The organism is Desulfobacter vibrioformis DSM 8776 (assembly GCF_000745975.1).
In the GTDB taxonomy this organism is placed as follows: domain Bacteria; phylum Desulfobacterota; class Desulfobacteria; order Desulfobacterales; family Desulfobacteraceae; genus Desulfobacter; species Desulfobacter vibrioformis.
In genome coordinates this window covers 26212-48537 of sequence record NZ_JQKJ01000019.1, presented here as the reverse complement: position 1 = coordinate 48537, position 22326 = coordinate 26212, and the positions used below count along the sequence as shown (strand labels likewise).

Sequence of the window (22326 nt, the reverse complement as noted above, 5' to 3'; positions counted from 1 at the left end):
AAGCGGGTTATGAATACAGGTGGTGCAGGATACGCAAGGCTGAATATGAAAATACCTGATTTCCTTGATAGGGATGTGCTTAATCCTGTGGGATTTGATTCCCGGTTTTTAAAAAAGGGGATTATCGCCTTGGGTACGGTTCTGATTATGCTCGCCTGGTGCCTGTTTTTATTTCAGGTGGATAAAAATAAAAAAGAGCTTGTGGCCGGTCTTGAACGCGAACAGCAGAATCTGGCCGGGGTCCTGGCTGAAAATCTGTTCCAGATTCTTGAACAGCGGCATACGATTGAGCTTTTTGCATCAAAATGGTTTGATGGAACAAAATCGCCTTCCGGAGATATAACCGGTTTCCTCTACGGTGAACGGACGTTTACCCGAATTGTTCTTTATGACCTGTCCGGCAGGTCCTTTTATGAATCCTCTCCCGGAAGCGGGGACCGGCCGGATAAGATAAGAGAACAGATTGAAAAAATGCTGGGTTCAGGCCAGCCCGTAGTGATGCCCCGGGATAACAGGCTGTCCAATATTTCCTGGCAGGTGCCGTTCCTGTTTCCCATCGGAATCGGTGCTGCAGTTAAAGGTGCCATGCTCCTTGAGATGGATTTCGGATATTTTTTGAATCTTTTACAGAATATTGATATCGGCAGGACCGGCACGATAACGGTACAACATGATCAGGGGGAAGAGGTGGCCCGGTTTGAAAGCGGCGGACTGGTTGTTGGAAATTCGCCGGTAAAAATGATGCCGGCAGGATCAATTTCCGGGGTCTCCGGTTTCAGGGACGGCAGGTATTCCGATTTTGGAAATTGCTATCTGACATACCTGCGTGTCCATGATTATCCTTTTATGATTACCATCAGTATCGGACAGGACGAGTTTCTTTCAGATTTTAATCAATATCGGAACCGGCTGCTCTGGGTCCTGATTATTTTGACTTCGCTGGGGCTTTCAGGCATTGTCCTTCTTTTTAAAATGATCAACCGGAACCAGGCGTATCTGGATGCCCTGGCCCTTTTCAACCAGGAAAATCAAAGATTGATACAAAATCTGGAGAAAGAGCATAAAGCCTCAAGCAGAGCGGCCTCTTTTGATCCGCTCACCGAACTTTATAACCGGAACCTGTTTATCTCTCTGGCTGAAAAAAGCATTCTCCAGGCAAAGCGCAACAAGTTTTGTTATGCTGTTCTGTTTATCGACCTTGACCGGTTCAAAAAGATCAATGACACCCTTGGCCACCATATCGGGGATCTGTTGTTAAAAGAGGTGAGCCTGCGGCTGAAAATGTGTACCCGGAAATCAGATATCGTTTCAAGGTTCGGGGGAGATGAATTTGTTGTCATGCTCACGGAGGTTGCCAGGGAACGGGATATTGCCACGGTGGTTGAAAATATCACCGCCGTTGTTTCAAAGCCCTGTCCGGACCTGGACGGCCATGAGATCATTACCAGCCCAAGTGTCGGTATCTCTGTCTACCCCAGGGATGGGGAAGATATTGAAACCCTGCTGCTGAATGCGGATGCGGCAATGTATAAAGCCAAAAAATCAGGCCGGGGGCAGTACCGTTTTTTTGATCCAAGCCTGAATACCGTATCTGTTGAGAAATTTGCACTTGAACAGCGCATGCCTTCGGCGATAACCCAGGGGGAGTTTACACTGCACTATCAGCCTAAAGTCCGGCTGCAGGACTACCGGGTGGTCGGTCTTGAGGCCCTGATCCGCTGGCGGCATCCCCACCATGGCATGATCTTTCCTCCGGATTTCATTGGGATTGCCGAAGAGACGGGACTGATCATGGATCTCGGGGCCTGGGTTGTTGAGGCGGCCTGCCGGCAGCTGAACAACTGGCGCGCTGCCGGGATGGATCTTATCCCCATTGCTGTCAATGTTTCTCCGCTTGAACTCAAGGACAGGGCGTATGCAAACCGGTTTCAAAACATTCTTAAACAGCATGATATACCATTTAAATATATTGAAATCGAAGTGACTGAAAACGCCTTTATCGATGACAGGGACATTGTGATTAACAACCTTAAGGCGCTGTTTGACAAAGGCGTGAAAATTTTTCTGGATGATTTCGGCACAGGGTTCTCAAGCTTGGAGCATATTCGTTTCCTTCCCGTGAATTCCCTTAAAATCGACCGAAGTTTTATCCAGGATATCCGGAACAGTTACCATGACAATCCGATTGTATCTTCAACCATTACGCTGGCTAAAAAGCTGAACTTAACCGTTGTGGCCGAAGGCGTTGAAACCAGTGATCAGCTGATCAGCCTCAGGGTGGCCGGATGCGAGCAGGTCCAGGGATATCTTTTCAGCCGTCCGGTGTCTGAAAACAAAATCCGGGAATTCATTATTTCACCTGTCAGAAAGATATAAGATGATAATTTACTTTACCAGATGTGTGATCGTGCTGGGATTAATCCTTGGGCCTTTTTCTTCCTTTGCTTTTAGCCAGCCTGCGCTAACGGACCATGTCCGTGGTGTACTCTATTTTTCAGCCATCCCTAAGAAAAATTTTGATCAGCAGATTCAGGAGTTAAGTCCATTGCTTGATCTGTTAGAAAAAAAATTGCAGAAATCCATTAAAATTGTTCGTCCCCAGTCTTACAATGCCGTGATTGAAGGGGTGCTTTCCAGGACCATTGATTTTGCCGTTCTGGGCCCGGCATCCTATGCCAGGGCAAGGGCAAGGGATAACCGGGTGGAAGCCTTTGCCTCCTTTGCCAGAAAAAAGGGATTCATTACGCCCGAAGGAAGTTATTATTATTCGGTTCTGTTTACCTTAAAAAAGAACGGGTTTAAATCGGCCGGGGATCTGAAACAAAGAAAGATTGCCTTTACAGATCCGGAAAGCACCTCAGGTTCTGTTATTCCGAGCATGGCATTTTCAAAGCACATCGGTACCCCTTTGAAGGCGTATTTCGGGACCATCGTCTATACCGGCTCCCATGACCGTTCCATTCAATCCGTCCTGGGCGGGCATGTGGATGCGGCCTTTGTCTCGTCTGTCCGCATCGACGAGGCGGTTGAGAAAAATATATTAACTCCTGGCCAGGCAGCGATCCTGTGGCAGTCCGATCCCATCCATTACGATCCTTTTGTATTCAGCGGCGGTGTGGACAATGCCTTGAAAAATCAGATCAGAAAAATCATGCTCTCATCGGCGCCCGGCCTTAAAACCATGCTGGAGAACATGAATATGGCAGGCATTGTGGCGGTTTCTGATAAAGACTACCAGGCGATTCATGACATCATTTCCACCCAGTCCCCAATGCCATAAACTTAAGCATTCAGATTTTATTTTACCACGAAGAACACGAAGTTCACGAAGATATTAGAGAACTAAACTTCGTGTTCTTCGTGAACTTCGTGGTTTTAATCTGAAAAGTTTCTTAACTTTATGACATTGACCCAGTCCCGGAAATGAAATGGTGACTATTTAGTACTTGAACGGGAACCTGTGTTTGGACGAAAAGCTGCCCATATGCAAGGCGCAGGAAAATCCGCAACCAAAGCAACCCCGTGGTTGTGAGGATTGCAGATTTTCTGCAACCCGGCAGATGGGCAACTTTTTGTTCAAACACTATTTCGCTACACTGACCACCTGATTCACAGTATAGGCTTTGAGACCCTCAAGCCCGAATTCAGATCCGATACCGGAAGATTTGACTCCGCCAAAGGGGGCCATGGGGTGCAGTTTTCCATGGGCATTCACCCAGACAGTCCCGGCTTCAAGGCGCATGGCAACCGCTTTGGCTTTTTCCGGATCATTGGACCATGCAGATCCGCCAAGCCCCACGTCAAGGGAATTTGCCCTTTGAACCGCCTCGTCAACAGTGGCATATTTGATGATGGGAAGTGCGGTGCCAAACTGTTCTTCTTTGACCAGGTCCATATCATCGGTTACATCTGCCACCAGGGTCAGGGGATAAAAGTACCCCGGGCCGGAACAAGGTGTCCCGCCGCACAGGACCCTGGCGCCTTTTTCCCTGGCATCATCGACATATTGTTTGACGGTTTCGAGCTGGGGCCCATTGCCCAGCGGGCCGATGAGATTCTTTTCATCCATACCGTCCCCCACAGGAATTTTAGTTACATAATCCGTAAATTTCTGGCAGACATCTTCATAATCATCTTCATGGACAAAAAGGCGTTTCAGGGCCGCGCACGTCTGTCCGGCATTAATGAAGCATCCCCAGAACAAAGGCTCCAAAAGCGGGGTAACATCAGTTCCCGGCAGAATAATGCCTGCATCATTGCCTCCCAGTTCCAGGGTCAGGCTTTTTAAATTGGACGCGGCCCGGCCCATGATGGTCTGGCCCACGGGAATGGAACCTGTGAAGACAATTTTGTCAATGCCTTTGTGGGCTGACATGGCATTGCCTATCTCGGAGCTGCCGGATACCACATTGAGCACCCCGGGGGGCAGGGCTTCATTGATCAGTTCAACCAGCCGGAGGGTGGCCAGGGGGGTATAGGATGCAGGTTTCAGGACAACGGTACACCCCACTCTCAGGGCCGGCATGATATGCCATACAGCGATGAGCAAGGGCCAGTTCCATGGCGTAATGGACCCGACGACACCAATGGGTTTTCTGTACAGTTCAATGGTATCCTCCGGGTTATCATCCACCAGTTCGGGTTCAAGTTTCATGGATGCGGTAACCTGGGTCCAGGCCATACAGCCGCCGACCTCAAACATGGACCCCGGTCCGGACAATGGTTTACCCTGTTCCCGGGTGATCAGTCCGGCGAGTTCCGCCTGGTTTTGTTCAATAATGCCGGCGATCCGGTTCATGATCTTTACCCGCTGGTCATCGGCCAGGGCCGACCATCCGGGAAAAGCCTTCCGGGCTGCGGCAACCGCTTCATCCAGTTGCTCAATCGTGGCCCTGGGGCACTTTGCAAAAACGTCTCCCGTTGCCGGATTGACCACATCAAATGTGGTGTCGGATAACACTTTTTTACCATTGATTATCATTGCATAATCCGTCATGCTTTTTCTCCTTTTGCATTTTGTTTCCTGAAAATCCCAGGCGTAAGGCTGTTCCAAAAAATTTTCAAAATTATTGGCCGTCCCAAATCCCTTGCATATCTTTTGCGGTAACAGGTCCTGGGCTGCTACCGGTAAACGCAATTGACCATTGTTAATGCCGGTACTCCGGCAAATCAGCGGCATGGCCTTGGCAGGGCAACTATATGCATAATTGCCCTGCCGGGTAAACAGCAAATGCGGTTCGCCTGTATATGGTCATCTTCCGGCCATTGACAGGGCGGTGGAAGGGATATATTTACGGGTGGTATTAAACGTGGGCATTATAGTCATTAAAAATGATTAAAGGAGAAACGCATGAAATTATCTGCAGCAATTAAAAAAGTATCGTTGGTTTTCGTCACCATTTTTCTGTGTACCATCTTTTCCGTTGGATCTGCTTTTGCCAAAGATAAGGTGTATAGATGGAAACTGCAGTCCGGATATCCCCATGGCGACATCTCTTTTGAACTGCTTGACGGCTTTGCCCGGGACGTGAAAAAATTCAGTGACGGCAAACTGATTATTTCAGTTTTCGCGGATTCCGAAATTGTTCCGTTGGAGCAGTTGTTTGAATCCACACAAAGGGGGCTTTTGGACATGCTTCACTGTATGGGGGCATTCTGGGGCGGTATTGTTCCGGTTGGGGAAATTGAATTCGGTATTCCGTTTGCTTATACCATTGATGAAGTCGATGGATTTGATGCCAAGGCCCAGGTGATAAGAGATTTTTATTATAATAAGGGATTCGTCAATATCTTGCGAAAAGAGTATGACAAGCAAGGCCTTTACTGGCTTGACATGCATACATACGGCGGCCCCTTTGTCTTGTCCACAAAACCGCTGGAAAACTTTGACGACTGGAAAGGTATAAAGATCAGGGACGAAGGGATTTATACACAGTTTCACAATATGATCGGTGCCCGGGGCACTTATGTTTCCGGTGGTGAAGCCTACATGGCGTTGAAACTTGGAACCCTTGATGCCAGCCAGTGGGATATCAGTGCCATATCCGGATTAAAATGGTATGAAGTCGCCCCTTACTGGGTGCGGGCCGGGGATAATGACCATGTGATCGGGCATATGCTGATCAACAACAAATCCTGGAACGAACTGCCCGATAATTTAAAACAGGCCCTTCAGAAAGCGGCTGAAAATTACTGGACCGCGACCGTGGAAGCCTACGGCAAAGAATTTAAAAACGCGGAAAATATGATAAAAGCCGGCACATTGAAAGAAAGCAACGTCTCTGCCCAAGCAATTAAACAGCACAAAGAAATTGCTTATAAACTCTGGGATGAGGTTGCCAAACGCGATGAGGCGTCAGCCGAGGCGATCAAGATGATCAAAGAATGGAGAGGGGTTAAATAAGGATAGATGCATGATAAAAAGCCTGAAAGCAGTTTTTAAATTTGTCGATACGGTCAGTTGCCGGGCCGGAGATGTGATGAGCCTTTTAATTGTGGTCATCATGTTGTGTACAACCATTGAGGTGATATTAAGATACGCGTTTAACAGTCCGACCATATGGGTCTGGCCTGTCAATCGCCAGATTTTTGGTGTGTATATCCTTTTTGCCGGGATTTATGCCATGGCGAAGAATACCCATATACGCATAGAAGTTGTTTATAACCGTTTTACAAGAAAAGGACGGAAAACAGCGGACCTGCTTGCACTGCTGTCATTTGTCTGTTTCATCGTGGTTCTGATCTGGCAGAGCGCCTGGATGGGACAAAATTCTTTCGTGATGAAAGAAACCGCACATGGAGCATTCCGGATACCGCTCTATCCTTTGAAACTTTTAATTCCCATTACCGCTGTATTGTTCCTTGTGGAAGGAATTTATATCTTGTTGAAAAAACAAACGCGTAATCTTGAATAGTTCAGGGCAGGGTGAGGGCATGGTTTTATGAGTATTGAAGTGGTTACCATATTGTTGTTCGGAGGGCTCATGACCCTCCTTTTACTTGGGGTCCCGGTTGCATTTGCTTTGGGGGGGATTACCGTTGTTCTGACCTGCCTTCTGGAAGGTTCAACCTCTCTGTTTATTGTTGCGACAACGACATATAAGCAGATTACAGATCCGAATCTGATCACGATTCCATTGTTTCTGCTCATGGGCAATTTTCTTTTACATTCCGGTATTTCGGATCGAATGTTCAAGGCATTGGGATTCTGGCTCACCGGCATTAAAGGCGGGCTTGCCATTATCTCCATCGGCGTGTGCGTGGCCCTTGCCATGTGCGGTGGTTTCGGCCCGGGGATTTTGACCATGGGCCTGATCGCCGTACCGGCAATGCTCAAGCAGTCTTACAACCGGTCCCTTGCCCTGGGTTCTGTCATGGCCGGGGGGGTGTTAGGCGAAATTATTCCCCCCAGTATTATCATGATTATTTTTGCGTACATTGCCCGGGTATCAATTGGAAAGCTTTTTCTGGCTGGCGTGATTCCCGGTTTGATCACCGCATTCGGCTATATTTTATATATCAGTATCCGGTGTCAACTCCAGCCGGAATTTGCACCGCCTGTTAAGGAAACGGTCACCTGGAAGTTGAGACTGTCTTCCCTGAAAGATATTTTGCTCCCCGCACTTTTGATCGTCCTGGTATTGGGTTCAATTTTTTTCGGGATTGCCACACCAACCGAAGCTGCCGGTGTAGGCGCAACCGGCGCTTTTGTTATTTGTGTTCTTCTGAAGAAAATGTCATGGAAAGTGCTTTGGGACTCCTGCAGACAGACCATGACCATCAGCGGGATGGTTTTCTGGATTTTAATCGGTGCTACATTATTCAGTGTGTTTTATACCAGCCAGGGCGCACAGTCTTTGGTCACAGAGCTTGTGAGCACGCTTGAAATAAACCGCTGGATTGTATTGGGGGGCATGCAGTTGATTCTTCTGGTTTTGGGTATGTTCATGGATGACTATGCCGTTGTTACCATCTGTGCGCCTATTTTTGTTCCCATTGCCAAAGTTCTGGGTTTTGATCCCATCTGGTTCTCAATAATTTTTATTTTGAACATGCAGGTGGCATATCTGACCCCGCCTTTTGGATGGGCACTGATTATGATGAAAGGGGTGGCACCACCCGAAATCACGACCCGGGATATCTGGAAGTCTATCCCGCCGTTTGTGGCCATTCAGCTCATTGTTCTCATCCTGGTTATGATTTTCCCGCAACTGGCTTTATGGCTGACTGATAGCATGCTGTAGTGTAGACACTAAATATATAAACACAAAGTTTAAAAGGAAGAAATCACATGATTAACGAATCCGATCTTGAAAAATTATCCTATCCTGATGCCCCCAAAATAATAACTGAATCCGTGCCGGGTCCCAAAAGCCTTAAGCAGCTCGGTGAAGCCCCGGAATTTGAATCCATGGCAAGAGGCGCCGGAAGATTTCCGGTGGTTTATGATCAGGGATTCGGGGCCACCGTAAAAGATCCGGATGGAAATTTGTATATCGATATCACAGCCGGTGTTGCTGTCAATTCAGTGGGAAGGCTTCACCCAAGGGTGGTTGAGGCGATTCACAAACAAACCGGAAAATTGATGCATGGCAGTGACTGCAGCAGTTCCATGCGTCTGGATCTGGCAAAAAAGATATCCGGCATCATGCCGGCAGGGTTAAAAGATAATTGCATTACTTTTTTTACCCAGTCCGGTTCCAGCGCCCTTGAATCGGCCATTAAGTTTGTCAGAAAGATTACAGGCCGTTCACAGATCGTGGCATTTCATGGCGCCTATCACGGTGTTCACTGCGGGTGTGGATCTTTGACAACCGGTGATCAGTACAGAAAAGATTTTGGTCCATTTATCCCCGGTGTTGTCCATGTGCCGTACCCGTACGCATACCGGTGCTGTTTTGGAACCAAAAGCCAGGAAGCGTGTGAAGACATGTGCGCAAACTATCTGGAATACCTGTTGAATACGCCGTATACCGGTGTGGATGATGTGGGAGCGGTGATCATTGAGGCACAGCAGGGTGAAGGTGGATACCTGGCCCCGAATCCTGAATTTCTTCAGCGTGTTAAAGCCTCGTGCGAAAAACACGGTGCCCTTTTTATCGCCGATGAGGTTCAATCCGGTGCAGGACGTTCCGGAAAAATGTGGGCCATTGAACATAGCGGCGTTGAACCGGATATATTGACCTTTGGAAAAGGCATTGGCGGCGATGTGCCGATGGCCGGCGTTACGTTGCGCAAGGATCTTGCAGCAAAAATCGAAGACGGTTCCCAGCCCAATACCTTTGCCGCCAACGGCGTTTCTGCTGCTGTCAGCATGACCAATATCGATATCCTTACCGAGAATGACAATGCACTGATAAAAAGAGTTGCCAAATTAGGTGAACAGATAAAGGACAGACTTAAAGAGGGGGCCCGGAACATAGAATGTATCGGAGATGTCCGGGGAAGAGGGTTCATGATCGGTATTGAACTGGTCAAAGACCGGGAAACCAAAGCGCCTTTTGATGCAGCTCTCATGGGACAGGTCATCATGGCGATGCTGAACAAGGGCGTTATTCTGGTTCCCTGCGGGAGATACGGGAATGTCATACGGTTTATGCCCTCTTTGACAACGCCGAAGAAATATCTGGACAAGGCTTCGGATATCCTGCTTGACGTTTTGGGCAGCTTGGATATCTGACATTAATGGGACGATATCCCCCGGAACTTTGCGTATTGCATTTTCCGGGGGGCACCTTACCTGGACCACGTTTATCTAGCTGCAAAACAACGGACGGGCTGCCCGGTAAAACAGCGACTTGATTTCACAGCCATTTTGAAATACACTTTTCGATAGAATATCCGCTTACAAATCAAAACCTGTAAATTTAAGATACAATATGTCCAAACGCCTGCCCATACGATTCAAGCTGTTTTTCATCTATTCGCTGGTGGCCACAGTTGTTTTCTCATGCGGTTTCAGCATGTACTATATCCATGTAAAAAATTATCTTGAACATCATATAAAAACCGCATTGACGCGTTCCAATCAGTCGATTACAAGCCTGATCGAAACTGTCGGAACGGTTTCCATCAAAATTCACCTGCGTGCCATTGCTGAAAAAAATCTGGAAATTATTGAACACATCTACCAGGATTTCCAGAATCATCTGATATCCGAAAAAGAGGCCAAAAAACAGGCAGAAAGTCTGCTGCTGGGTCAAAAAATAGGCAAGACCGGATACATATACGTCATCGACAGCACAGGAAAGATGAAAGTCCACCCTAACCAGGATGTCAAAGGGCAGAGCTATGCTGAATTGGGGTTTATCCGGAAACAGTTGGTGAAGAAAAACGGGTACCTGGAATACTGGTGGAAAAATCCGGAGGACACTGAAAAACGCGCCAAGGCACTGCACATGGCTTATTTTAAGCCCTGGGACTGGATCATCTCAGCATCGTCGTACAAATCGGAATTTTCCCAGCTTGTCTCCGTGGAAGATTTCAAAGACAGCGTGCTGGCAATGGATGCCCTGGGGGGCGGCTACTCTTTTATTTTTGACAGCCGGGCCAACATCCTCATTCATCCTAAAATAACCGGCAACATGATGGATTACGGAACACCCGAAAACAAAAAACAGACCCGGGAAATCATTGCACAGAAAAAAGGGATGATGCACTACTTCTGGAAAAACCCCGAAGATCAGGTGGTCAAAGAGAAATTGATGGTGTTTGATTTTATACCGGATTTTGACTGGATCATTGCCTCTTCAACATATACTGAAAAAGCCTTTGCCCCGCTTGTGGAGATGCGCCGGATGTTTCTTGCTATCCTGGCTGTGTCCATTGCTGTCATTGCGTTTGTCACACTGGCCGTAAGCACCACCATTACCCGGCCGCTGACCAGCCTGATCCGCCGTTTAAATGTCAATATGAACCAGGACTGGCAGTTACAGCCGCTGGACAGCCGGCGCAAAGATGAAATCGGTGACCTTGAATCCAGTTTCAACGAATTTGTAAGACGGCTGGAAAGATATAAAAAAAATCTGATCACAGAAAATATCATGCGCAAAGAGACGGAGATCCAGCTTCAGTTATTTGAAAAAGTATTTGAAAATGCCAATGAGGGAATCACCATAACCCAGCCCGATGGAAAGATCCAGGCCGTAAATCAGGCATTTACCGATATTACCGGCTACACGGCCCAGGATGCCATCGGACAAAACCCCCGGATTTTAAAATCGAACCGGCACGATCAAGCCTTTTATAAAACCATGTGGCAGTCCCTGATTCTAAAAGGCCAGTGGTCCGGGGAGATCTGGAATCGAAAAAAGTCCGGACAGGCCTACCCGGAATTTTTAAGTATCAGCGCTATCCGGAATAAAAGCGGACAGGTGAAAAACTACGTGGCTGTGTTTCATGATATTTCCGAGATGAAAACCAAAGAAAAGCAGATCGAATATATGGCCTACCATGATCCGCTCACCGGTCTTTCCAACCGGACCTTGTTCAAAGACCGGCTTGAACATGCCATAAACAGGGCCCGGCACGAGGCGAAGATGGTCCAGTTGATCTTCATTGATCTTGATAATTTTAAAAACGTCAACGACACGGCAGGACATGCCCATGGCGATGAACTGTTAAAAGAGGCTGCGCAAAGGCTGCTCACCGTTACCCGGGGCAGCGATACCGTGGCCAGGCTCGGCGGGGATGAATTTGTCATCATGGTCACGGACGTGGACAATATGATGGAAATCATCGGCATGGTTAAACGTATTCAGGGCTCATTTTCAGCGCCCTTTGACATAAATGGCAAATCCTTTCATATCACCTGCAGTATCGGTATTTCCGTTTTTCCCGAAGACGGTGATGATGCAGACACCCTTGTGCGCCATGCCGATCTTGCCATGTATCACGCCAAGGACAAAGGCAAGGACAAATATTATCTGTTTGAGCAGAAAATGGCCAGAAAGATCAACCAGCGCATTGACATGGAAATGGCCATGCGTACGGCCATTGAAAATGATGAATTCCAGGTCTATTTTCAGCCCCAGGTCAATATCAGGACATTAACGCCGGTGGGGCTTGAAGCCCTGGTCCGCTGGATAAAACCGGATGGCTCCGTTGTTCCCCCCAGCCAGTTTATCCCCCTGGCAGAAGAATCCGGCCTGATCATTCCCCTTGGCAAACAAGTTTTTAAGAAGGCGGTTGAACAGGTCTGTCGCATTAAAGAAAAAAGTCAACTGGACCTGATGCTGTCTGTCAATATTTCCGCACGCCAGATGGATGACCCCTCATTTGAACAAATGGCCGCAGGCATCATGCAAGAGACCTTATATCCGGCAGACCGTCTGAAAATAGAGATCACCGAGTCTTTGTTAATGCGGGATATAAACACCACCATGACCCGGCTTAAAAACCTGTCCCAAATTGGTATCTCAACGGCCATTGATGACTTTGGGACAGGTTATTCTTCCCTGGCCTATCTTAAACAGATGCCCATCACCACCTTGAAAATCGACAAATCCTTTATCGACGATATTGTCGATGATGCCAATGCCCTTGTCCTGGTCGAAACCATTGTCCTGATGGCCAACAAACTGAACATGGGGATTGTGGCCGAAGGCGTTGAAAACGAAAATCAGCTGGAAATTTTAAATCAGATGGGAGACATGGATATTCAAGGATATGTTTTTGCCCGGCCCATGCCCTTGCACGAACTTGAGTCCTGGCTGTCAGACTACCGGTTGCCGCATGTTTGATCAACCCAGTCACTGCGTTGCGCTTTAAATACGAATAAAAATTCGGCGTAAAATCTTTATCATTTATTTTTTTTTGAGTTCCTGAAATAGATGGATTAAAATTACATCGTTTCACGATCCTCCTGTCTTTTAATCCGGATCAGCATTTAGTTTGGCAAGTTCGATTATTTTATCCAGGTTTGCCACAAATACATCCACCAGCCCAGGATCAAAATGCTTCCCTGATTCCGTTTTGATCACTGCAACAGCCTTTTCAAAGGGCCATGCATTTTTATAGGGGCGTTTGCTGACAAGGGCATCAAAAACATCGGCAACGGCAACGATACGGCCTACAAGAGGAATATTATTTCCCTTAATGCCCCGGGGATAGCCCGTGCCGTCCCATTTCTCGTGATGGGTCAACGCCACTGTCCGTGCCATATCCAAAAGCGGATTATCATGTTCGCCTATAATCCTGGCTCCGATTTCCGTGTGCTGCTCCATGATGGCTCTCTCCTGGGCATTCAGTCTTCCCGGCTTGCGAAGGATATCGTCCGGAATGCCGATTTTGCCGACATCGTGCATGGGGGAGGCGTTTAATAGCAACTCAGCCTCCTCTTTACTCATACCGATGGCCGTTGCCATGATTTTGCAGTAATAACTCATACGAATAACATGCATGCCTGTTTCGTTGTCTTTGTATTCTGCTGCAAGGCCTAATCGGCGAATAATTTCAAGCCTGCTTCTATTCAGCGCTTTTGTCCGTTCATAGACCAGGTGCTCCAGGGCCCTGTTCTGGTCGTACAGGTTAAGATGCGTTTTCACCCTTGCCCGGACAACCGGCGGACTGACGGGTTTTGTTATATAATCAACCGCGCCTATTTCAAATCCCCGGGCTTCATCCGTATCCTCATCCATTGCAGTGACAAATATTACAGGGATATTTTTTGTATGAAGATCGCGCTTCAGCCGCCTGCAGACCGTATAGCCGTCCATTTCAGGCATCATGATGTCAAGCAGAATAATATCCGGTCTGAAACGCGATGCGATTTCCAGGGCTTTGGCCCCATTATTTGCCGCTTTTAAGTTGTAGTCGGTCAGGATGCTGGATAAGACTGTAATATTGTCCGGGACATCATCCACAATGAGAATCGTAGGTTTATCGGCACCTTTTGTCATCGTTTGTTCCCCAATACACTATAAAAAAATTCAGTCATTAAATTATCGCCCTTTGGGCGGGTTGTTAAGTTTCAGGTGTTAGGAAATGCAAATTCCGATACGATTGAATTACGTCAGTTCGGACATTTATCCGTTGCCAGATATTTCCCTCCCCGGTAAGGACTGCTTTTTCCTCCTGGGAATCTGCCAGCGAAAAAGCGATTTGTAAAAATTCGTCTTTAATCGTCAAAAGCGTTTCAACGATCACCTGTTTCATCCGGCACTCCTGGGTCAATACCGTTTCCTTAATCTCAAATGTGGAAGACTGGTGGGGAATGGCAAGTCTTTCAATACCGGAAGGATTCATTCTGCAAGCATGTTAGCTCCATCCGGATCTGTTTCCGGCAGGATCCAGGCAAAATCCTCATATCGAATCCGGGTTTTACCGGATTTAATTTTTTCATTGAAAAACGCTTTTTTAGTATCCCTTAAACAAATTTTAAACTAAAATACTAAACGAAGATTAGAGCGTGAAGACGCGTTCTGTCAAGCAAAGGATTAAAGATCAGAAAAAAATAACCGCTTACAGGGGCATAGTTTTGAATTAAAAAGAATTTTTTATACACAGGTAATTATGACTTGACAAAATAGTTGGTTCAAGATCTTAATGTAAACAAATATTATGAAATTGTTAGGAACAATGTTGTTTTTTCGCAACATCCAGCCTTGATCATAAATAAAACGTGGGAATGATTGTCATGAATAGCGAACAGCTTTTCGCATCCTTTCTTCTGGACCGTTCCAGAGGATTTGACATAGCCGTTGATGCACTGAGTGTCATTGAGGCAACAAACATTCGTCCTATCCAGCCAGTGCCTGACAGTGCTGATTTTTTCGAGGGCTTCATGCGTCTTAGAGAAGATGTTATTCCGGTGATCAATCTAAAAAAACGATTTGGATTTGATGAAACCGCGTATGATGAAAATGCCCGGGTGGCAGTGGTCTCACTTTCCGGTTACCGCTTCGGCCTTCTCTTTGATGACATTCTGGATGTACTGCGCGTGGCGCCGGAGCAGATTTCTGCCATCCCCAATGCATTGCTTTCCAAAAATTGTTTGATTTCAGGTTTGATTTGCCGGGGCACAAGAAATCTGGAGCTTCTGGATTTAAATCGGCTTTTTGAAGGTAAAAGTCTGTTGCCACAAGCAGATACCGGCCAGGGGCAGGCACAAAAGGAAAAAGAGCAAAGGGTCTATCGCCGGTTTATTATTTTTACCTGTGACGGTCAGGATTACGGTGTGCCTGTGGAGCATGCCAAAGAGTTAACCTATTACAAATCAGTGGATAAAACGTTCTGCCACGGGTGTATTGAAGGGGCGCTGCGACTTCGCGGCCGTACAATTCCTGTGGTTGACGCCCTTGTGCTGCTGGACAGAAAAAAGGCTTCTCAAAAAGCGTTGGAAGAAAATAATGATACCCGGCGTATTTTGATCCTGGAAGCCACTGATATACGTTTCGGCATGATTATGGATACGGTACACCGGATTTTAACTGTGGGGACCCACGAAATTCTGCCCATGCCTTTCCGGGAACAGCAAAGTGTGACAGGTCTTTATGAAACAGGCCAGGCATCGAGCATTCTGTTGCTTGATGTTGACAAACTGATCCGGAATCATCTGGAAACGCTGCAATCCATGGCCCATATGAACGACAGAAATGAAAAAACAGAAGAGGTCACAGCGGCACATCATCTGATCACCGAAAATGGCTATCTGGTGTTTACCGTTGAAAAATTTTTCGCGGTTCAAATCAGGGATGTTCAGGAAATTATCCAAAGGAACACGGTTATGCCGATACCTTCCGCCCAGGGGCATGATACCGAGGTCATTAATTTACGAGGGCTTGTGGTTCCTGTGGTAAACATGCGCCGCTTCTACGGATACCCGGAACGCAACAGATCCGGGGAACAGTTGATCATTTGCAGAACTGAGTCTGTGACCGTGGCCCTGGAGGTTGATAATATAAATACCATATATAAGCAGGAACAACATTTTGACACCCCGTCCCTTAATGAGCAATTTCAGGCCAAGAAAGATACGTTGGATCGTTTGATTGATTTTTCTGATCAGGCAGGGGTGCAAAAGCATGTATTAGTAATTAATATCCGTAATCTGGTTTGCAATCATCTAAATTGCGGACAAGCTTTGACTGTTGAACACTAGGTTTCTGCGGTCCTAACCATTAAAGGAGAATTATCATGTCAGGTTCCAATAAGGATCCGGAAGCGTTTAATCAAGCATGCCTTGAATTGATGTCAGACCCGTTTTGCATGGTGGACAAGGATATGGCCATTACCTGGGCCAACGCATCATTTTATACAGCATTTGGTATTTCAAAGGAACAAATTCAAAAAGGAATAACCTGCGAGGAGGTGATTTGCTCCCAGTTCTGTGGAACCAAGAACTGCCCTGTTGCCAAGTCCAGGCGCATTGGTAAGCGCACCAGTGCCGAAATATTTTTTAAAGGTGACGCAGATGCGCTTACCTGGTACGAATCCATGACCACGCCCATGCCGGATGAAACTGAAACTACCCTGATCTCCCTGCGGGACATCACATTGGTTAAAACGCTGAAATCCCGGCTATCCCAAATGGAGACCGATCTTAACGTCATTCCCACGCCTATAATGGAAATTGATACCCAGTTTACGGTGACTTATATGAATCCTGCAGGGGCGGCAGCCGCGGGTTTGACACCGGACGAAATCGTGGGCAAAAAGTGTTACGATCTGTTTAAAACGCCTCATTGCCGCACAGAGCAATGCGCCTGTGCCCGAGCCATGAAAACGGATTCGGTGATCAGCGCTGAAACCATTGCCCGGCCTAAAGACGGCGTCATCATACCCATTAAATATACCGGTGCCCCCATCAAGGATGCCAAAGGTAATATCAAAGGTGCCCTGGAATATATTGTAGATGTGACCGAAGAGTCGGCCCAGCGCCAGATGGCCAATGAAAAGATCAACAATTTAAACATCATTCCCACACCCATTATGGCCATTGACAGCGAGTTCAACGTGACTTTCATGAACCCGGCAGGATCGGCTGTGGCCGGCCTGACACCGGACGAAGCCATGGGCCAAAAGTGCTATGATCTGTTTAAAACCCCCCATTGCCGTACCGAGCAGTGCGCCTGTTCCCGAGCCATGAAAACGGATTCGGTGATCAGCGCTGAAACCATTGCCCGGCCTAAAGACGGTGTGATTATACCCATCAAATATACAGGGGCTCCCATCAAGGATGCCAAAGGGAATATCAAAGGTGCCCTGGAATATATTATGGATGTGACCGAAGAGGCGGCCCAGCGCCAGATGGCCAATGAAAAGATCAACAATTTAAACATCATTCCCACACCCATTATGGCCATTGACAGCGAGTTCAACGTAACGTTCATGAACCCGGCAGGATCGGCCGTGGCCGGCCTGACACCGGACGAAGCCATCGGCAAAAAGTGTTACGATCTGTTTAAAACCCCCCATTGCCGTACAGAGCGATGCGCCTGTACCCGGGCCATGAAAACGGATTCGGTGATCAGTGCTGAAACCATTGCCCGGCCTAAAGACGGTGTGATTATACCCATCAAATATACAGGGGCTCCCATCAAGGACGCCAAAGGGAATATTAAAGGGGCCCTGGAGTATATTATGGATGTGACCGAAGAGGCGGCCCAGCGCCAGGCTTCCAATGAAAAAATTGAAAACCTGAATGCCATTCCTACGCCGATTATGTCCGTGGATACCGAATTTACGATCACTTATATCAACCCGGCAGGGGCGGCAATCACCGAATTTGAGGTGGATGAGGTGATTGGCAAAAAATGTTATGACCTGTTCCGAACCCCCCATTGCCGTACGGAAAAATGCGCGGTTGGCCGGGCCATGTTAGAAGACCGGGTTGTTTCTGAAGAGACCATTGCGCGTCCCAGGGACGGGGTGATCATGCCCATCAAATATACAGGGGCGCCCATAAAGGATGCCAAGGGCAATATAAAAGGCGGCCTGGAATTCATTCTGGATATCACGGAAGAAGCACGTCAGCGGCAGGAGGCTGCCGAAAAAATAGAAAATTTAAACGTGATTCCCCATTCCATCCATGCGGTGGATTTGAACCACAACATTACCTATATTAACCCGGCCGGCGCTGAATTGCTGGGGCTTTCGGTGGAAGATGCCATTGGACGCAAATGCTATGAACTGTTTTGCACAGAACGCTGTAATTCGGAACGGTGCGGGGTGCGAACAGCCATGCGCGACAACTCGGTGTTCACGGAACAAACCATGGCCAATATAAACAACAGACCGGTGCCGCTGAAGACGACCAGCGTTTCAATCAAGGACGCCAAAGGCAATATTAAGGGCGGTCTGGAGTTTTCCGTGGACGTGGCCCGGGAATTCCAGGTAGAGGGATTAATCAACGCTGCCGGTGAAGAGGTCTCTTCCCTGGTTTCAGATTCTTTAGCCATGATGGCAACCGCAAACGCCAATGTTTTAACCATGAACACCACCATTGAAAAGGAAGTGAAAGACCTGGCAAAATCAATGGACGTGATTCAGTACATGGTGCAATCCGCATCTGAAATGGTCGCGTTGACAACAGATTCCAGCAAGATGGCAACAAATGTGGCCCAGGATGCGGCGGCCGGAAAAAAGGCAGGCTCAGAAGCCGGTAAAAAAATGCAGGCCATCAATCTGTCCATGGAAGAATCCAATCAAATGGTTGCCAACCTGGTCAGCCAGTTGAAGAAAATCGGCAGTTTTGTGGGCATTATAAAGGACATTGCCTCCCAGACCAATCTTCTGGCATTTAACGCAGCCATTGAGGCGGCCCGGGCCGGGGATGCAGGCCGGGGCTTTGCGGTGGTGGCGGATGAAGTGCGCAAACTTGCTGAAAATTCATCCAGATCCGCAGTGGATATTGCCGATATTGTGAAGAAAGTGGAGGAGGAATCCCGGGATACCATAGAATCCATGAAAGATGGTATGAAAATGCTTGGCCAGGGAAGCGAAGTCATAAAAAGCGCCCTTGACTCCATGGATAAAATTTCCGAAGGGATTGAAACGATATCCAGTGCCATTGACCAGATTGATAAAAAATCCGATGTACTGAGCGACAACGGCCAGGAAGTTAAGCAGCAGATCGAAGGCGTGGTGGCCGCGTCAAATGAGAATAAGTCTTCTGCTGACCTGGTGGGCGGATCCATTAACGAAACAATGGCTGCCCTTGAAAAGCTGGCCCAATCCAGTAAAGAATTGAGTGCTGCAATCCGTTCCATGTGATTAAAAATGACATTTTATGGCAATTGTATATTTACCTCACGGCTGTGCTTGAAAAAGCTGGCCGTGAACGACCTTGAACTTCTGGCCGAATGGAGCCATGCGCTGGAAGCCAACGGCTTATACCTTTCTCCTGAAAATCTTGATATTGGACATTTGACCCATCAACTTAAATCCGGTGCCTTATGGAACGATAAAGAAAAACGGTTCATGGTGTGGTTAAAAACAAATACCCCCATTGGATCCATTCGATACTGGACTGTGTCCGGCCAGTTTAATTCGGTTATCATTTCCGTTAAAATTGCCCGGGAAAGTGAACGGAACAAAGGGTATGGCACAGAGGCCCAGAAATTTTTGATCAAACATTTAATGGAAAACGAAAACATCCGGCAGGTGCAAATGTATACGGATATAAATAATATTCCCCAGCAGCGATGTCTTGCTAAGCTTGGATTTGAGATGCAGGAGGCTGTCCAGTACCAGGATCAGAACATCATGCGGAACGGGTTGCTTTTTACCCTGTCCGGGCAAACCTTTGCGCGTCATCCGATTTACCGGTACCACAATGAATAGAGCAGCAATCGGTAAAAATGACTAATTTGCGTACCGGACTGGTGTTTGACCAGCGTTATTTACACCATTGCATTCCTTTGGCAAGCCTTGAAAATCCCAACCGGGTGAGAAGCCTTTATCTGACCTTAAGCCTGTCCGGATATACCGAACGCTGCCAGGTCATTGAGCCCCGGGAAGCAACTATTGACCAGGTTCTGGCCGTGCATTCCTCTTTTTACCTGGATCAGATCCGCAAACATGCGGTTAATTCCAATCCTTTTTCCTATGACAGGGATTCTTACCTGATGGAGGATTCCCTTATCACTGCACGGCTTGCCTCGGGCGGCTGCATGAACCTGGCGGATCAGATCATGGCCGGAGAACTGGACCAGGGATTTGCCCTGATCAGGCCCCCGGGGCATCATGCCAGTACCGGGCGGGGCATGGGATTTTGTATTCTGAATAATATCGCCATCACCGCAGAATATTTGCGGCATACGTATGGCTTAAGCCGCATTTTAATTGTGGATTTTGATGCCCACCATGCCAACGGCACCCAGGATGTATTCTACGATACCAATGAAGTGATGGTGCTGTCCATTCATCAGCAAGGCATTTTTCCCTTTTCAGGGCACGCAGAAGAAACAGGCGTGGACAAGGGCCTTGGGTATACCATAAATGTGCCGGTATATTCACAGTTTGGTGACAACGAGTATACCTTTCTTCTCGGCCAGTTGCTCAATGCCGTATGTGCCCAGTATCTTCCCCAGATTATTCTGGTCTCAGCCGGGTATGACGGACATGTTGATGACAGTATCAGCCAGATTCGCCTGAGCACCAGATGGTTCAGGACCATTACCATGATGCTGCGCTCCCATGCCAAACAGGTATGTGATGGCCGCCTGCTTTTGATTCTTGAAGGCGGATACAAGCCTGACTGTCTGGAGGCGTCTATACTGGCCACCCTGGACGGACTTTTGGAAACAAGCGTTGACCTGGTGGGGGTCATGCATGCCAAACGGGCAGACCGGATTCTGACAGATCATCCGTTAAAGCAGTTCTGGACGTTGTAAGTTAAAGTGATACAATTGCGTGTTGTTGATTGATAAGGAAATACGGATGCCTGGTGACGAAAATAAGGTTCAGGCGGCAGAATTGGACTCCTTGTTCCACGAATGCCGTCAATGCGGGGCCTGTTGTAAACGGTATAGAAAGGTGCTGCTCAAACCGGAGGAAGCTGAATTTATTCAAAAAATGGGCGGCTATGTCGGCTTTGGCCTGTCGCTGGATGCATTACGGAACAACTCCCTGGAGGAACTTTCAAAACAAGCGGCAGCCCAGGGCAAACTGTATATGATCCATCCGGATCAAACCGGCTGCGTTTTTTTAGAAAAACGTAATGACAAATATTTCTGTAAAATCTACCACTACAGGCCTGAATCCTGCCGGGGATTCAGGTGTAACCTTGCTGACGGGTCCCTTCAAAATATCTTTGGGACGGATGCCATGCATCTGCTGGGGAAAGACCGTTTCGGACTGCCATTAAAAACCATACCCTGACGAGGCGAGGCATGCCCGGCAGGGAAAATCAGTCGCCGGGTTAACTCAGGTGTCCCAGGGCATCACTTCCCTTCGGGAGGTGTTGCGCGTCACCCAGGAATAGGTTCTGGGGTTATGGAAATAATAAAATCCATCGATGGCGTTGAGATTATTTGATATTATCGTTATCATATCACTTATTAAAAGAGGAAAAACGTGAAATACTATAGCCTGATTCTTTTTGTCTGTTTTATGGGGTGGACCGCATTGGCCCAGCCGGGCGTTGCGGCGAAAGAAGAGTTGATTATCGTGGGCACAGGCGCTGGAATGCCTGTGATCCAGGCCGTGGGCAAGGCATTTACCAGGAAAAATCCCGGCATCCGGGTCCGTGTTCCCCCGAGTATCGGTTCCGGCGGTGCCATAAAGGCGGTGGGTAAAGGTGAATATCTGCTGGGACGGGTGGCACGGGATATTGCAGACAAGGAGATCAAATACGGGCTGACCCAAACCCCCCTGGCTAAATTGCCTATCATTTTCTATACCAATGCCAGTGTGGTTCTGGACAGCATTACGCCGGAGCAGGCCTGCGCCATTTACAGCGGAACCATGCGGACATGGGAGGTGTTGAATGCCGGTACAGGCCCCATCCGGGTGATCCGGCGGGAGGAGGGAGACAGTTCCTTGAACGTATTGATTGACCGCCTGCCCGGATTCGCCACCATGACCCCGACCCAGGTGGCAAAGATTACCTATACGGACCAGGAAACCGTTGATACCTGTGCCCATGTTAAAAACAGCATTGCCTATGGGGCTTTGGCAGATGTCATAAACCTTTTGTCCATCCATGTGGTCCGGATCAGCGGTATTGCGCCATCCGATCCTGCTTATCCCTATTTCGCTCCCCTTGATCTGGTTTATAAGCCGGAAAACTATCAGGGCAGCTTAAAACGATTTGTGGAATTTCTCTCCTCTGCCGGGGCAAGAAAGGCCATCAGGGATACCGGCGGCCTGCCGGTGAATTAGGAA

The 22326-nt window shown here is 47.8% G+C and carries 16 protein-coding genes; 13 read left to right on the top strand and 3 right to left on the bottom strand.

The genetic code is table 11. The features are described from left to right. Window positions 1-45: 45 nt before the first annotated feature. Window positions 46-2376: a bifunctional diguanylate cyclase/phosphodiesterase gene (locus Q366_RS12850; RefSeq protein WP_169742965.1), complete on the top strand. Its 2331-nt coding sequence runs from the start codon at window positions 46-48 to the stop codon at window positions 2374-2376. A 1-nt stretch (window position 2377) separates the two neighbouring features. Beyond that, the gene (locus Q366_RS12845) at window positions 2378-3280 is read left to right on the top strand and encodes a phosphate/phosphite/phosphonate ABC transporter substrate-binding protein (protein ID WP_035239557.1); all 903 of its coding nucleotides are present in this window, start codon (window positions 2378-2380) and stop codon (window positions 3278-3280) included. Between the two features lie 303 nt (window positions 3281-3583). On the opposite strand, the gene Q366_RS12840 is transcribed toward Q366_RS12845, so the two are convergent. Beyond that, window positions 3584-4996: an aldehyde dehydrogenase family protein gene (locus Q366_RS12840; RefSeq protein ID WP_035239687.1), complete on the bottom strand. Its 1413-nt coding sequence runs from the start codon at window positions 4994-4996 to the stop codon at window positions 3584-3586. A gap of 354 nt (window positions 4997-5350) precedes the next feature. On the opposite strand from Q366_RS12840, the gene dctP reads away from it, so the two are divergent. The 5 genes from dctP to Q366_RS12815 all read left to right on the top strand — a co-directional run bounded on the left by dctP (window position 5351) and on the right by Q366_RS12815 (window position 12740). After that, window positions 5351-6403, top strand: coding sequence for a TRAP transporter substrate-binding protein DctP (dctP, locus tag Q366_RS12835; RefSeq protein ID WP_035239555.1), 1053 nt, complete (start codon window positions 5351-5353; stop codon window positions 6401-6403). A gap of 10 nt (window positions 6404-6413) precedes the next feature. Beyond that, window positions 6414-6914, top strand: coding sequence for a TRAP transporter small permease subunit (locus Q366_RS12830; protein WP_035239553.1), 501 nt, complete (start codon window positions 6414-6416; stop codon window positions 6912-6914). Window positions 6915-6983: 69 nt separating this feature from the next. After that, window positions 6984-8243: a TRAP transporter large permease gene (locus Q366_RS12825; protein WP_051958033.1), complete on the top strand. Its 1260-nt coding sequence runs from the start codon at window positions 6984-6986 to the stop codon at window positions 8241-8243. 47 nt (window positions 8244-8290) lie between these two features. Then, window positions 8291-9679, top strand: coding sequence for an aspartate aminotransferase family protein (locus tag Q366_RS12820; protein WP_211251891.1), 1389 nt, complete (start codon window positions 8291-8293; stop codon window positions 9677-9679). Between the two features lie 199 nt (window positions 9680-9878). After that, window positions 9879-12740: a bifunctional diguanylate cyclase/phosphodiesterase gene (locus Q366_RS12815; RefSeq protein WP_035239547.1), complete on the top strand. Its 2862-nt coding sequence runs from the start codon at window positions 9879-9881 to the stop codon at window positions 12738-12740. Window positions 12741-12869: 129 nt separating this feature from the next. Here Q366_RS12815 and Q366_RS12810 read toward each other — a convergent pair whose 3' ends face one another. Then, on the bottom strand, window positions 12870-13898 hold the full coding sequence (locus Q366_RS12810) for a response regulator (protein WP_035239544.1): 1029 nt from the start codon (window positions 13896-13898) through the stop codon (window positions 12870-12872). A 64-nt stretch (window positions 13899-13962) separates the two neighbouring features. Then, window positions 13963-14244 carry a hypothetical protein gene (locus Q366_RS12805; protein ID WP_035239541.1) on the bottom strand — a complete coding sequence of 94 codons (282 nt, stop codon included), beginning with the start codon at window positions 14242-14244 and terminating at the stop codon, window positions 13963-13965. A 391-nt stretch (window positions 14245-14635) separates the two neighbouring features. Here Q366_RS12805 and Q366_RS12800 point away from each other — a divergent pair, with 391 nt between their 5' ends. From Q366_RS12800 to Q366_RS12775, 6 genes are all read left to right on the top strand, one after another. Beyond that, window positions 14636-16099, top strand: coding sequence for a chemotaxis protein CheW (locus Q366_RS12800; protein ID WP_035239539.1), 1464 nt, complete (start codon window positions 14636-14638; stop codon window positions 16097-16099). A 35-nt stretch (window positions 16100-16134) separates the two neighbouring features. Next, window positions 16135-19212 carry a PAS domain-containing protein gene (locus tag Q366_RS12795; protein ID WP_035239536.1) on the top strand — a complete coding sequence of 1026 codons (3078 nt, stop codon included), beginning with the start codon at window positions 16135-16137 and terminating at the stop codon, window positions 19210-19212. Window positions 19213-19218: 6 nt separating this feature from the next. Further along, a complete protein-coding gene (locus tag Q366_RS12790; protein WP_035239533.1) occupies window positions 19219-19782 on the top strand; it encodes a GNAT family N-acetyltransferase in 564 nt (187 codons plus the stop codon). 17 nt (window positions 19783-19799) lie between these two features. Further along, a complete protein-coding gene (locus Q366_RS12785) occupies window positions 19800-20834 on the top strand; it encodes a histone deacetylase family protein (protein ID WP_035239532.1) in 1035 nt (344 codons plus the stop codon). A gap of 46 nt (window positions 20835-20880) precedes the next feature. Next, window positions 20881-21321, top strand: a complete 441-nt coding sequence (locus tag Q366_RS12780) for a YkgJ family cysteine cluster protein (protein ID WP_051958032.1) — start codon at window positions 20881-20883, stop codon at window positions 21319-21321. Window positions 21322-21516: 195 nt separating this feature from the next. Continuing rightward, complete coding sequence (locus tag Q366_RS12775; protein WP_035239530.1) at window positions 21517-22323, top strand: PstS family phosphate ABC transporter substrate-binding protein; 807 nt, start codon at window positions 21517-21519, stop codon at window positions 22321-22323. The last annotated feature ends 3 nt before the right edge of the window (window positions 22324-22326 follow it).